Below are 12,961 nucleotides of genomic sequence, written 5' to 3' on the forward strand. Positions count from 1 at the left end.
GTGAAAGCATTCGTCGAAGACTTCGGCGTCACGGTGCGCCAGCTGCGCGAAGGCAAGGGTTGGTCGCAGGAAGAACTGGCCGAGCGTTCCGATCTGAACCGCTCCTACGTGGGGGAGATCGAGCGCGCCCGCGTCATTCCGTCGATCGTCACCGCGCAGAAGCTGGCGACGGCACTGGGCATCAACATGGTCGGCCTGCTCATGCGCTGCGAACAGCTGGAGCAGTCGCGCCTGGCGCGGCGGATCAACTTGGCGGCTATAGCCTGTTGAGGGCAAACCCTTGGCCGCCGGACACTGGCGGCCACTTTCTTTCCAACAGGAGCCTTGATCCATGAGCGCAACAGTCGGTGGTACCACCGCCCTTGGCGACAACGCCGCACGCCAGCTAGCCAACGCCACCAAGACCGTTCCCCAGCTCGAGACGATCAGCCCGCGCTGGCTGACGCACCTGCTGCAATGGGTGCCGGTGGAGGCGGGCATCTACCGCGTCAACAAGGTCAAGAACCCCGAGTCGATCAAGGTCACCTGCACCTCGCGCGAAGAAGAAAACCAGCTGCCGCGCACCTTCGTCGACTACGAAGAAAACCCGCGCGAGCACTTCCTCAATGCCGTGAGCACCGTGCTCGACGTGCACACCCGCATCTCCGACCTGTACAGCAGCCCGCACGACCAGATCAAGGAACAGCTGCGCCTGACGATCGAGACGATCAAGGAGAACCAGGAGAGCGAGCTCATCAACAACCCCGACTACGGCCTGCTGGCCCAGGTGACGGACGAGCAGCGCATCTTTCCGCTGACCGGCGCGCCCACGCCCGACGACCTCGACGAGCTGCTCACCAAGGTATGGAAGGAACCCGCCTTCTTTCTCACGCACCCGCTGGCCATTGCCGCCTTCGGCCGTGAAGCGACGCGCCGCGGCACGCCGCCGCCCACCGTGAGCCTGTTCGGTTCGCAGTTCATCACCTGGCGCGGCATTCCGCTGATTCCGTCGAACAAGGTGCCGGTGGCCGACGGCAAGAGCAAGATCCTGCTGCTGCGCGTGGGCGACAAGCGACAGGGCGTGGTGGGGCTGTTCCAGCCGGGCCTGTCGGGAGAGCAGGGTCCGGGCCTGTCGGTGCGCTTCATGGGCATCAACAACCACGCGATCGCGTCGTACCTGATCTCGCTGTACTGCTCGCTGGCGGTGCTGACCACCGACGCGCTGGCCGTGCTTGACGACGTCGAGATCGGCAAGTACCACGACTACGCCGACACCTACAAGTAAGCCGCGGTGAGCAGCACACCATCGTTTCCAGGCGAGGCGCCGTTCGATCCGGCTGCGCTCGCTCGCATGGCGAATGCCATGTTCGCTGCACTGCCGGGCTCGGCACCTGCTTTTCCATCGGGCACGGCACCTGCTTTTCCATCGGGCACGCCGCCGACCTCCTTGCCCGGCGTGGCGAGCGGGCTGGTGCCGGGCGCGCAATTCCCGTCCAACATCGCGCCGCCGGGCTCGCCGCTGGCCAGCCCCGCGGGCTTCGGGCCCAGCGTGCCGGGCACGCCGATTCCGCAGGGGCAGATTCCGGGCGCCAACGTGCTGCCCGCGTCGCCCACGCAACTGCCTTCGCTCGCCAACCGCGCGCCGGCCTTGCTGCCGCATGCGGTGGCGGGCAACGGCGTGCCCGACACGGTGTATTCCGTGGCGCCGGCCTTCGAGCCGCGCCTGGGCGGCACCGTGCTGGGCGTGCCGCAGCAGGTCGGTGCACCGGCCGGGCCTGCCGCAGCGCCAGCGGGCGCGTCGCCGTTCTATTTTCTGAACAGCAACTACGGGCACCCGTCGGCGGGTTCTGTGCCCGCCAATTCGCCCCCCCTGCAGGTCTTGCCCCCTCTCCCGCTTGCGGGAGAGGGCCGGGGTGAGGGTCTGCGGCCGAGCCGGGGCGCGGGGTCGCCCCTCACCCCAACCCTCTCCCCAGAGGGGCGAGGGAGCCAACCCCAGGTGCAAGGGGGTGAGAAGCCGCAGTTCTACTTCGTCGATGCGGTGCGCCTGCCCAACGGCTTCGTGACGCCGGCCAAGCCTCATCCTCACGGTACAGCGCGCGGCCCCGACGCGGTGCCGCAGGCCGGCAGCGGCCAGCACCCGCCGTTCGACGTCAACGCCGTGCGGCGCGACTTTCCGATCCTGCAGGAGCGGGTGAACGGCAAGCAGCTCGTGTGGTTCGACAACGCGGCCACCACGCACAAGCCGCAATCGGTCATCGACCGCATCGCGTACTTCTACGCGCACGAGAACTCGAACATCCACCGCGCGGCCCATGAGCTGGCCGCACGCGCCACCGACGCCTACGAAGGCGCGCGGGAGCGGATGCGAAAGTTCATCAACGCACCCGAAGTCGAAGAAGTGATCTTCGTGCGCGGCACCACCGAGGCCATCAACCTGGTGGCCAAGAGCTGGGGCGGCCAGCATGTGGGCGAGGGCGACGAGATCATCGTGTCCAACCTGGAGCACCACGCCAACATCGTGCCTTGGCAGCAGCTGGCCGCCGCCAAGGGCGCCAAGCTGCGGGTGATTCCGGTGGACGACTCGGGCCAGGTGCTGCTCGACGAGTACCGCAAGCTCTTGAACGACCGCACCAAGATCGTCGCCGTCACGCAGGTTTCGAACGCGCTGGGCACCGTGGTGCCGGTGAAGGAAATCGTCGAGCTCGCGCACCGTGCCGGCGCCAAGGCGCTGGTCGACGGCGCGCAGTCGGTCTCGCACATGCGGGTCGACGTGCAGGACATCGGCGCCGATTTCTTCGTGTTCTCCGGCCACAAGGTGTTCGGCCCGACCGGCATCGGCGTGGTCTGGGGCAAGCGCGAGGTGCTCGAAGACATGCCGCCATGGCAGGGTGGCGGCAACATGATTGCCGACGTCACCTTCGAGAAGACCGTGTTCCAGCCGATTCCGAACAAGTTCGAGGCCGGCACGGGCAACATCGCCGACGCGGTGGGCCTGGGCGCGGCGATCGACTACGTCAACAAGGTTGGCATAGAGAACATCGCACGCTACGAGCACGACCTGCTCGTGTACGGCATGCGGCAACTGGGTGCCATTCCGGATGTGCGGCTGATCGGCACCGCGGCCGACAAGGCCAGCGTGATGTCCTTCGTGCTCGACGGCTACACCACCGAAGAGGTGGGGCATGCGCTGAACGACGAAGGCATTGCCGTGCGCACGGGCCACCATTGCGCGCAGCCGATCCTGCGGCGCTTCGGCGTGGAGACGACGGTGCGGCCGTCGCTGGCGTTCTACAACACCTTCGACGAGGTCGACCGGCTGGTGGCGGTGGTGCGGCGGCTGGCGGGGCAGCGCCGGGCGGGCTAAAGCTTGGGCGTCGGCCCGAGGTGCTGCCTGAAGAAGGCCAGCACCTCGGCATTGAGCGTGTCGTGGAAGGCCGCGCGGTCGAAGCCCCCCGCGTCGTTGCAGATATCGGGAAACACCTTGGCCATGGCCCCGGAGCAGGGCGTCAGGAAGACGAAATGCGCGGAGCCCTCTGGCACCCGGAAGTCGGGCGGTGACGGCAGCCCGCGCCGAACCACCTCCACGCGCGCCGGCAACACGCCGTCGCCACCCCGCTCCGAAGCCCAGAGCTGGACCGGGATCTTCACGTTCTTGAGCCCCTGCGCATCGAAGAAGCTCAGCGGATCGGCGATCACCGCGGCTTTGATGCGCTCGTCGCGCACCAGCGGCCCGGCCGGCAGTTCGTTGTTGCGGGACTGCACGCACATGGGCACCGTCGAGTCCTTCGCGCACCAGGTCAGGCCGGCGCGAAAATCCGGCACTGCGCCCGCCAGCGCAAGGCCGGTGTAGCCGCCGCGCGAAAAACCGAAGAAACCGATCTGCGCGGGCGCAATCCGCTCGGGCCACCCGCGCAGCATGTGGTCCACCAGCCTCTTCATGTCCATCGGCCGGCTGATGAAGACCGAGAGGTCCCGGTGCCGGCTCATGTCCTCGAAGTTGTCGCCCGAGTGGCTGATTGCCGCCACCACGAAACCGGCATCCGCCAGCGCGGCGGCCGTGTCGCGGTGGCCGAGGAAGCTGCCGCCCGCGCCGTGCGAGATCACGACCATCGGCCACTTTCCGCTTCGGATGGCGCAGTCCTTCGCGACCTGGAGCGTGATGAGCGGTCCGAGTGCGAGCGGGGCGGCGGAGGCGGCCTGTGCATCGCACGGGTACCAGACGGCGCCGCGCAGTGCGGGGCCCTGGGCGTCGGCCGGTACTTCGAGGAAGGTGAACCCGGCGGCCTGCGCGAGCGTGCTCGACAGGCAGAAGGCGGCGGAAAAGGCGATGGCGCGAAGAGACATGGGTTTTCGGCTCTGTGAGGTGGCGGAGCGGTCAGCGGGCGGTGCGGATCGGAATCAGCAATTCGGTGCGCAACCCGGCCTGCGAGACTGTACGCGGCGAGTTCAGGTAGTGCTCCAGCGCGGGCCGGTCGTCCGGCTCGTAGCCGCTTTCGGGCAGCCACCGGGCGTAGAGCGCATTGACGGCCGCGTTGATGCGTGCATAGGGGCCGGCCAGGGAGTGCAGCGCGTAGCGGCCGGCCGGCAGGTCCAGCGTTTGCATTTCTGCGTTGGCCGGCCAAGCCTGCGGCGATGCGGCTGCGGCGTAGTACCTGAAGCCGGCCGCATCGGCAGGATCGCCGCAAGACACGCCCAGCCATTCGGACACGGCCCTGTCGCCGGCATGCACGCGCAACCTGCGCTGCGTGTGGGGAATGGTCGACAGCGGCCCCTGGTGGCGCAACGCCTGCACCCGCTGCGCAGGCCGCTCGACGATCCGCACCGAGGTCACGGCGCCGGCATTGAGCGCCACCCTCTGCATCTGCTGCTGGAAGTCGCGCGGCGACTGTCCGGTGAACTGGCCGAAGGCACGCGTGAAGGCCTGCGGGCTGTCGTAGCCCACGGCCATGGCGACCTGCGTGACGCTCTGGTCGCCGGCCTCCAGCAGCCGGGTGGCCAGCGCCAGCCGCACGCGCCGCACCGTGGCGGCCACGGTTTCGCCGGCAATGCTGCTGTAGACGCGGTGGAAGTGAAACGGCGAGAAATGCGCCATGCGCGCCAAGTCTTCGAGGCGGTGCCCGGCCATCGGGTCGGCCACGATGGCCGCGACGACGCGGGACACGCGTTCCCTGTAGCTCTGTTCGGCGCGGTGCGGGCTCGATGTCATGGCCGGAGTTTGCCGCCCGGCGGCGCTGTCCGCTTAGCAGGCCTTGCTGTTTTTCTTTCTTTAACTCGACGGCAGGCTATGCTTGGTCATTGCCAACAACGACGCTTGCCACCGCATGTCACTGCCTCAAGCTTCCTCTTCTTTCGCGCCCCAGACCACCGACGAATCCTGCGATGTGATGGTGGTCGGCGGCGGCCCCGCCGGCTCCACCATTGCCGCGCTGCTGGCAGAGCAAGGCCGCAAGGTGGTGCTGCTCGAAAAGGCACACCACCCGCGCTTTCACATCGGCGAATCGCTGCTGCCGGGCAACGTCGAGCTGTTCGAGAAACTGGGCGTGCGCGACCAGGTCGAAAAGATCGGCATGCCCAAGTTCGGCATCGAGTTCGTCTCGCCGGAGCACGAGCACCGCAGCTACGTGGAATTTGCCGAAGGCCTGGACAAGAACCTCGACTCTGCCTGGCAGGTGCGCCGCTCCGACCTGGACGAAATTTTGTTCCGCAACGCCGCCACGCGCGGCGCGCACACCATCGAAGGCTGCAAGGTGCGCGACGTGGCCTTCGACGCCGACGGCGCCACCGTGCATGCCGAGATGGACGACGGTGCCAGGCGCAGCTGGCGCGCCCGCTTCGTGGTCGACGCCACCGGCCGCGACACCCTGCTGGCCAACAAATTCCGTTGCAAGGAAAAGAACCCCGACCACAACAGCACGGCGCTGTTCGGCCACTTCACGAATGCCGAGCGGCTCGAGGGCAAGAAGGAAGGGAACATCAGCATCTGCTGGTTCCCGCACGGCTGGTTCTGGTTCATTCCGCTGGCCGACGGCACCACCAGCATCGGCGCGGTCTGCTGGCCGTACTACCTGAAGACGCGCGACAAGCCGCTGAAAGAGTTCTTCTACGACACCATCGCGCTGTGCCCGGTGCTGGTGGAGCGCCTGAAGAACGCCACGCTGGTCGACGACGCGGTGCACGCCACCGGCAACTTTTCGTACTCGAGCACCCACGCCACGGGCGAGCGCTACCTGATGCTGGGAGACGCCTTCACCTTCATCGACCCGATGTTCTCCTCGGGCGTGTACCTGGCCATGACCAGCGCCTTCGACGGCGCCGGGCTGGTGGCCACGGCGCTCGACCAGCCGGCCGAGCTGGCGCTGGCGCGCAAGGGCTTCGAGGCCATGACGCGCAAGGGCCCGCGCGAGTACTCGTGGTTCATCTACCGCGCGACCAACCCGACCATCCGCGACATGTTCATGTACCCGGGCAATCCGTTCCGGGTGAAGGAAGGCCTGATGTCGCTGCTGGCCGGCGACATCTACCGCGGCAAGCCGATGTGGCGCGCGCTGGGCATGTTCAAGTTCCTGTACTACTTCATCTCGATCACGCACATGCGGCGCACCTGGGCGGGGTGGAAGCGGCACCGCCTCAACGTCCGGGACATGGGGATGTTGAAGGGGGAAACGGTGCTCAAGCCGGAATAGCAGGGAGGGCTATTCCGGCTCGCCGGTGAACTGCACGTTCTTGCGTGCAATGGCGCGAAAAGGCGTGGTGATGCGGGTGTCCGCCGCAACCGCCTGCCAGAACACCGTGGCCAGGCGCCGCGCGCCGGGCCACTCTTGCAGTGTGTCGATGGTCGGCGCCGCGGCGCTCGTCGCCAGGTCGCGCGCGGGCAACTCGCCGTTGACGGGGGCATAGAGCGTCGGCAGCACGTCGTAGGCGGGCGACAGGCGCCAGCCGCCGTTCTCGATGAGCAGCGAGATGTTGCCGTAGTGCCGGTCGGTGTTGCCGACGAGCCGTCCGAAAGCCTCCAGAAAGCGCAGCCGCTGCGCGTCGTCCGCGCGCATCAGGCCGCGCGACGCCATGCGGTTGGCCGTGGCGGCCCAGTTGTCGATCTTGCCGACGTGCTGTGCGTCGTAGGCCATCAGCGACACCATGCCGATGCGTCCCCTGGCGGTGCGGTCGAACCGCTCGACTTCCAGGAACACGCGGCCGGCTTCGATGAGCACGCGTGTGGTGGATGCGGCGACGCCGGCTTCCTGCAGCGTGCGCAATGCCAGGTGTTCGCACACGAGCAGGTCGCGCGAGCGCTTGTCCGCGGGCGAGTTGCCGGCCGGCGAGAACTTGACGATCACCTGCCGCCCGTCGCGCGCGGTGCAGAACTTGGGCTGTTCGCCGCCGGCCGACGAGCCCGGCAAGGTGCCCTGCATGGCGCTGTCCGCCATGGCGGGGTAGTCGTCGGTGGTCACGTGCGCGGCCGGGCGTGCGGCCATCGACTGGAAGCGGTTGAACGACTCGGCACCGACCACCAGGTTGCCCGGCAGATCCTCGCCGCTCAGGGCCAGCGCCTGCAGCACGTCGTCGTCGGTCCAGTGCTCGGGGTTGGCGGGCAGGCCGAGTTCGGGGTGGCCGTGGGCGAAGGCGCGGCCGATGAAGCCCTGGGGGCGCATGTCGGAGAGGAACCACGGCAACCCGTCGTGCAGCGCGCTGGGGCCTTCCTGCTCGTCCATCCAGCAGCGGCCACCTTGCAGCGGCACGATGCGCCCGAACGGCACGGCGTTGCCGTTCTCGTCGACCTTGACGACGGGCACTTCGGTGCCGACCCGCTCGATGTGCCGGGGGGCGACATACCTCTGCGAGCGCGCAGCGCCCACCTTCAGGATGTCGGCACCGCGCAGCAGCGGCGCCAGCGTGCGCGACACGGTCGGCTGGCTGACGCCCAGCCGCGCCTGGACGTCAGCGCCAGTGACGGCGCCCTGCGACCGGATGAAGGCAATTGCGGTGTCGGCCAAGGCGGAAGAGGTCGCCATTGAATACCAATGTGAATAGATAAATTATTCTATTCTTCATTGGTGAATTCACAAAATTGAATGAATATTTGAATAGATAGTCGGCATCATCCTCTGGCCATTTTCACCGCAAGCCGTACCCCCGGCGCGGGGCTGCTGAGAACATCGATGCCAAGGTTCGCCAGGGCCGTTTCAACCGGTGCCATCGAGGCCTGTGCAAGCACGACGACATCGGCCCCGTCGGCTTTCGCACGAATGGCCTGGGCCAGTGTCTCGATGTAGCCGGCAATGTTGCCGGACTGGAACTGCGACCACGCCTGCGCCACGAGCAACTGGCGCGGCTGCACCACCACACCCGCGTCCTGCGCCGCCGAAAGAATCAACGCGGTCGTCGGCGCCAGCGTGCTTTCCAGCGCCGCCACGATCAGCACGTGCGGCCCGGTGCGCACCGCGCGGTCGGCCATGGCGCGGTCGATACGCAGGGCCCTGAACGCATCGCCCGCGGCGGTTCTTTCGGCGATGGCGCCGAGGGTCGAGCAGGTGCACACGACCACCGTCGCGCCGCTGGAGGCCGCCTCGTGCATGGCGTGGTGAACGCGGGCCACCAGGCCCGCGTCATCGACACCGACCGCACATGCATCGGCGAGCAGGTCTTCGCGCACCGCATGCCGAACGCGCAGGTCGGGTGCGATCTCGCGCACCAGCCGCTCGAAGGTCGGCACATGCACCTGCGCCGTGTGAAGGAACGCCAGCGCATCTTCGTTGGGTGGCATGGCGTTCAGCCCGCCGTGCGCGCTCGTTGGGCCTCGTAGGCCTTCAGGTGAACGTAGGCCGTGCGCAGCACCGAAGGCGTTGCGTGCTGGCCCGCGGCCGCGCGGCCGAGCAGGTCGCCCACGATGTGATCGGCTTCCACCGCCGCGCCGCGCACGATGTCCTTGTACATCGACGCGGTCATCGGCGAGCCGGTCGCCGTCATGATGGCGCGCCCGCGCTGCACGGCGGCCGGGCGCGGCGCAAAGCCGTTGTGCGCGGCGATGGCGCAGCACTCGTCGAAGATCGCGAGCGCCACGTCCTGCCCGCCCGCCGCCACGATGTCGCCGATGGATGCGCGCATCAGGCTCGTGAGGCCCGCCGCCGAGGCGATGAAGACCCACTTCTCCCACATGTCCTGCATGATGCTTTCGCTCGCCGTGGCGTCGAACTTCGCGCCCGCGAACTGGGCCGCGATGGCGTCGACGCGCTCGGAGCGGCCGCCGCCGCGCTCGCCGTAGCTCAGGCCGTGCATATCGTTCAGGTGCAGCACGCGGCCTTCGTCGTCGAGCGTGGCCGAAATCATGCACAGGCCGCCCAGCACACGCGCCGCGCCGAAGCGATCGGCGAGGCGGTCGATGTGCTTCATGCCGTTGAGAAGCGGAAGGATCACGGTGCCGGGCCCGACGGCGGGCGCGAACGAGTCCATGGTCGAGTCCAGGTCGTAGGCCTTGCTGCCGACCACGACCACGTCGTAGGGGCCGTCGATGCCGTCGGCCAGCACGTGCTTGGGGGCGGGTAGTTCGAGGTTGCCGAGGGGGCTTTGCACCACCAGACCGGTCTTCGCGAGCTGCGCCGCGCGGCGCGGGCGCAAGAGGAAGGTGACGTCGCGGCCCGCCTCCAGCAGACGACCACCGAAATAACCACCGAGTGCGCCGGCACCCACCACCAGAAATCTCATTGCGCTGTGCTCCTGAGTCCGAGAAAAGACCGAGGGCGATGATGCCCCCGATCGCCAGTCGCTGCTTCAGGCGGCCGTTTTCTCCAGCAGCCGGCCGCGGGCAAAGGGCGACAGGTCGAGCGCGCTCTGCCGGCCCAGCACATGGTCTGCAATGGCGTCGCCCAGCCCGGCCGAATGCTTGAAGCCGTGGCCCGAGCAGGCCGAGGCGATGAGCACGTTCGGCAGGCCGTCGAGCGCGTCGATGACAAAACGGCGGTCGGGCGTCACGGTGTACATGCAGGCGCGCGCCTTCAGCGCCCGCCCGCCGATCTGCGGAAAGCGGCCGGCCACGCGGTCGCGGTACATGGCGGCGCTTTCTTCGGGGCCGACGGTGCGCTCGATGGTGTCGGGCGTGGTCGTGGCCACGTACTGCTCGGTCGCGACCTTGAGCGCGGGCTGCGCGGGGTCGGACGACGGAAAGCCGTACATGTAGTCTTCCTGCCCGTCGCCGAACATCCAGATGAAGATGGGGAAGCGCCCGGGCGAAAAGTCGGCGGCGGCGCTGCCGGTGTCGAACCAGTGCATCACCTGGCGATGCACCGCGAAGTCGCCTTGCCAGGCTTGCCAGTCGGCGCGCGCCTGCTTGCCGAGGAACCCGGGCAGCCAGGCGCCGGCCGACACCACCACGCGGTCGGCCGTGAAGCTGGCGGTGTCGGTGCGCACGCGCACGGTGTCGCCGTTGCCCACCGGCTCGACCGCCTGCACGCGCTCGCCGGTGCGTGTCTGCGCGCCCGACGCGCGGGCCACGGCCAGTTGCGCGCCGATGGCGTCCTCGGGCCGCACGAAGCCCGCGTCGTGCTCGAAGTAGCCGATCTCGTCGCCCTGCAGGTGGAACTGCGGAAAGCGCGCGCCTATACCGGCAGCGTCGAGCACCTCGTGCGCAATGCCGAAGTGCTGCGCGCAGGCGATGGTGCGGCGCACGAAGTCGGGCTTGCCGTGGTGTTCGGCCACCCGACCCTGCGGCGCCAGGATGAGGCCGCCCGTGGTGGTCATCAGCGGCTTGCCGGTGCGCGCCTCCAGCTCGCGCCAGATGGCGTGCGAGCGCTGCACGAAGGGCACGTACTCGTCGCCTTCGCCGACCGCCAGCCGCGTGATGCGCGAGTCGCCGTGCGAGGAACCGAGGTCGTGCGGTGGCGCGAACTGGTCGATGCCCAGCACGCGCGCGCTGCGCTGCGACAGTTGGTAGAGCGTGGCGGCACCGAGGGCGCCGAGGCCGACGACGATGACGTCGTAGTGAGTGGACAAGGTCACGTGAGAACTGGCGTCAGACGAGGTTCAGTTCGAGGAAGGCGTCCTTCACCTCGATGGGCTTGGGAATGAGCTTGAGTTGCGCGAACACATCGGCCAGGCCTTGTTGTTCCTGCGCGATGGCGGGGGTGAGTGCAACGACCCCATATTGCCGCCGTTCGGTGGCCAGCGCCAGCACCTTGGGCTCGACCTTCAACTGCGGCGCCAGCGTGGCGACCACCTCGGCGGGGTTCGCCTGCGCCCATTCGTTGGCCCTGCGCAGTTCGGCGAACACGGTGCGCAGCACGTCGGTGTTGGCGCGTGCGAAGCCGGGTTGCGCGAAGTGGTAGGTGCGGTTGCCGCTCAGGCCGGTGCCGTCGAACAGCACGCGCGAATCGGTCGCCAGTTGCGCGGCGGCCAGGAACGGGTCCCACAGGCCGATGGCCGCGACGCTGCCCGACTGGTAGGCCGCGATGGTGTCGGAGGCCGTGAGGATGTACACCGGCTCGATGTCATCGTAGCGCAGGCCCGCCGCCTCCAGCGCGCGAATCAGCACGTACTGCGTGTTGTAGCCGCGCCCGGTAACGACCTTCTTTCCCTTCAGGTCGCGCACGCTGCGAATGGGGGCGTCGCGCGGCACCAGGAAGCCGACGCCGCCGGGGTAGGGGCTTTCGGCGGCCAGGTACACCAGGCCCTTGCCGCTGGCCTGCTGGAACACGCCGATGCCGTCCGAGGCATGGCCGAAGTCGATGGCGCCGGCCGACAGTGCCTCCGACAGCTGGCTGCCGCCGAGGAACTCGGCCCACTCGACCTTCACCCCGCTGGGTGCGAGCGCCTTCTCGAGCTGGCCCGTGCCCTTCAGGATGTTGAGCGTGTTGAACTTCTGGTAGCCGATGCGCAGCGTCTTGGTGCGGGCTTGGGCGAACAGCGGTGCTGCGGCTGCTGTGAAGGCGGCGGCGGTGCCGGCCTGGAGCAGGGTGCGGCGAGAGAGAGAAGGGGTGTGCATGGCGAAGGCAAAAGTCCGCGACTCTAGGGGCCGTGGCGCGTCTGCGCCACGAAGCTTTCGTCATTTGCTCATGCCCAACTCGGCTGTGCATATGCAAGCGGAATTTGCTTCGTTGGCCCGCGCGGGCGCGCTGCCTAGAGTCGCGGCTTTCCATACCGAAGAGCAGGCATGACCCGCAGCACATTCATCGTTTCGAGCCTGGCGCTGGCCATCGGCTCCCTCACCCTGGGCAGCGCCGCGTGGGCCGACCGGCTCGACGACGTCAAGAAGGCGGGCGTTCTGCGCGTGGCCGCGTTCGACGGCAACCCGCCGTTCGGCTACATCGACCCCGAGAGCAGGAAGCAGGTGGGCCACGACATCGACCTGGCCACGGAGTTCGCGAAGAGCCTGGGCGTGAAGATCGAGCTGGTGCCGACCAACCCCGCCAACCGCGTGCCGCTGCTGACCTCGGGCAAGGTGGACGTGGTGTTCGCCAGCTTCACCATCACCGACGAGCGCGCCAAGGCGGTCGACTTCACCACGCCGTACTTCCTGGTGGGCCAGCAGTTCCTGGCGAAGAAGGGCGTGCTGAAGGACGCCGCGCAGATCAAGGACATCCGCATCGGCACCGAGAAGGGCACGACGATGGAGTCGAACCTGCGCAAGAACTACCCCGACGCCAAGGTCGTGCTGTACGACGACTCGCCCTTCGCGCTGGCCGCTTTGCGCAACGGCAACGTGCAGGCCATCACCAACGACGGCGTGAAGCTCACGGCCCAGTGGAACGCGATTCCCGACAAGGAAAAGTACGAAATCCCGCCGATCACCGTCTCGAAGGAGTACCTGGGCGCCGCGGTGCCCAAGGGCGAGACGCGCCTGCTCGAGGCGCTGAACCCCTGGCTGGTGGAAAGCGAGAAGAACGGCCGCGCGCTGGCCATCTACGACACCTGGTTCGGCCCCGGCAGCAAGGCGCCGCTGCCGCGCCTGCTGAAGATCGGCGACCAGCGCGTGGCGGCCAACTGAGGCGGATGA

12 protein-coding genes are annotated in these 12,961 nt (G+C 68.1%); 5 read left to right on the forward strand and 7 right to left on the reverse strand.

Features of this window, described 5'->3' with window-relative positions; translation table 11 throughout:
• From ACSFA5_RS23195 to ACSFA5_RS23205, 3 genes are all read left to right on the forward strand, one after another.
• Nucleotides 1-270 (forward strand): helix-turn-helix domain-containing protein, encoded by a 270-nt coding sequence (locus ACSFA5_RS23195; RefSeq protein ID WP_435438230.1) that lies wholly within the window; start codon nt 1-3, stop codon nt 268-270.
• Between the two features lie 61 nt (nt 271-331).
• The gene (locus ACSFA5_RS23200) at nt 332-1,264 is read left to right on the forward strand and encodes a family 2A encapsulin nanocompartment shell protein (protein WP_435446387.1); all 933 of its coding nucleotides are present in this window, start codon (nt 332-334) and stop codon (nt 1,262-1,264) included.
• A 66-nt stretch (nt 1,265-1,330) separates the two neighbouring features.
• On the forward strand, nt 1,331-3,343 hold the full coding sequence (locus ACSFA5_RS23205; protein WP_435446570.1) for a family 2A encapsulin nanocompartment cargo protein cysteine desulfurase: 2,013 nt from the start codon (nt 1,331-1,333) through the stop codon (nt 3,341-3,343).
• Here ACSFA5_RS23205 and ACSFA5_RS23210 read toward each other — a convergent pair.
• Entirely contained in the window at nt 3,340-4,323 is a 984-nt protein-coding gene (locus ACSFA5_RS23210; RefSeq protein WP_435446388.1) for an alpha/beta hydrolase family protein, read from the reverse strand. The genes ACSFA5_RS23205 and ACSFA5_RS23210 overlap by 4 nt on opposite strands.
• A 31-nt stretch (nt 4,324-4,354) precedes the next feature.
• Nucleotides 4,355-5,185, reverse strand: coding sequence for an AraC family transcriptional regulator (locus ACSFA5_RS23215; RefSeq protein ID WP_435446389.1), 831 nt, complete (start codon nt 5,183-5,185; stop codon nt 4,355-4,357).
• Nucleotides 5,186-5,300: 115 nt separating this feature from the next.
• Between ACSFA5_RS23215 and ACSFA5_RS23220 the strand changes: the two genes are divergently transcribed.
• Nucleotides 5,301-6,662, forward strand: a complete 1,362-nt coding sequence (locus tag ACSFA5_RS23220) for an NAD(P)/FAD-dependent oxidoreductase (protein ID WP_435446390.1) — start codon at nt 5,301-5,303, stop codon at nt 6,660-6,662.
• A gap of 9 nt (nt 6,663-6,671) precedes the next feature.
• Here the strand turns inward: ACSFA5_RS23220 and yjjJ are convergent, their stop codons facing one another.
• The 5 genes from yjjJ to ACSFA5_RS23245 form a co-directional block, all read right to left on the reverse strand.
• Complete coding sequence (gene yjjJ, locus ACSFA5_RS23225) at nt 6,672-7,988, reverse strand: type II toxin-antitoxin system HipA family toxin YjjJ (protein ID WP_435446391.1); 1,317 nt, start codon at nt 7,986-7,988, stop codon at nt 6,672-6,674.
• Nucleotides 7,989-8,074: 86 nt separating this feature from the next.
• The gene (locus tag ACSFA5_RS23230; protein WP_435446392.1) at nt 8,075-8,740 is read right to left on the reverse strand and encodes an Asp/Glu/hydantoin racemase; all 666 of its coding nucleotides are present in this window, start codon (nt 8,738-8,740) and stop codon (nt 8,075-8,077) included.
• Between the two features lie 5 nt (nt 8,741-8,745).
• Complete coding sequence (panE, locus tag ACSFA5_RS23235) at nt 8,746-9,678, reverse strand: 2-dehydropantoate 2-reductase (protein WP_435446393.1); 933 nt, start codon at nt 9,676-9,678, stop codon at nt 8,746-8,748.
• Between the two features lie 66 nt (nt 9,679-9,744).
• Entirely contained in the window at nt 9,745-10,968 is a 1,224-nt protein-coding gene (gene solA / locus ACSFA5_RS23240) for an N-methyl-L-tryptophan oxidase (protein ID WP_435446394.1), read from the reverse strand.
• Nucleotides 10,969-10,981: 13 nt separating this feature from the next.
• Nucleotides 10,982-11,950, reverse strand: coding sequence for an aliphatic sulfonate ABC transporter substrate-binding protein (locus tag ACSFA5_RS23245; protein ID WP_435446395.1), 969 nt, complete (start codon nt 11,948-11,950; stop codon nt 10,982-10,984).
• Between the two features lie 168 nt (nt 11,951-12,118).
• Here ACSFA5_RS23245 and ACSFA5_RS23250 point away from each other — a divergent pair, with 168 nt between their 5' ends.
• Nucleotides 12,119-12,952 carry an ABC transporter substrate-binding protein gene (locus tag ACSFA5_RS23250; RefSeq protein WP_435446396.1) on the forward strand — a complete coding sequence of 278 codons (834 nt, stop codon included), beginning with the start codon at nt 12,119-12,121 and terminating at the stop codon, nt 12,950-12,952.
• Nucleotides 12,953-12,961: the final 9 nt, after the last annotated feature.

Origin of the sequence: Variovorax monticola, assembly GCF_051216855.1 — a bacterium.
Classification (GTDB): domain Bacteria; phylum Pseudomonadota; class Gammaproteobacteria; order Burkholderiales; family Burkholderiaceae_C; genus Variovorax.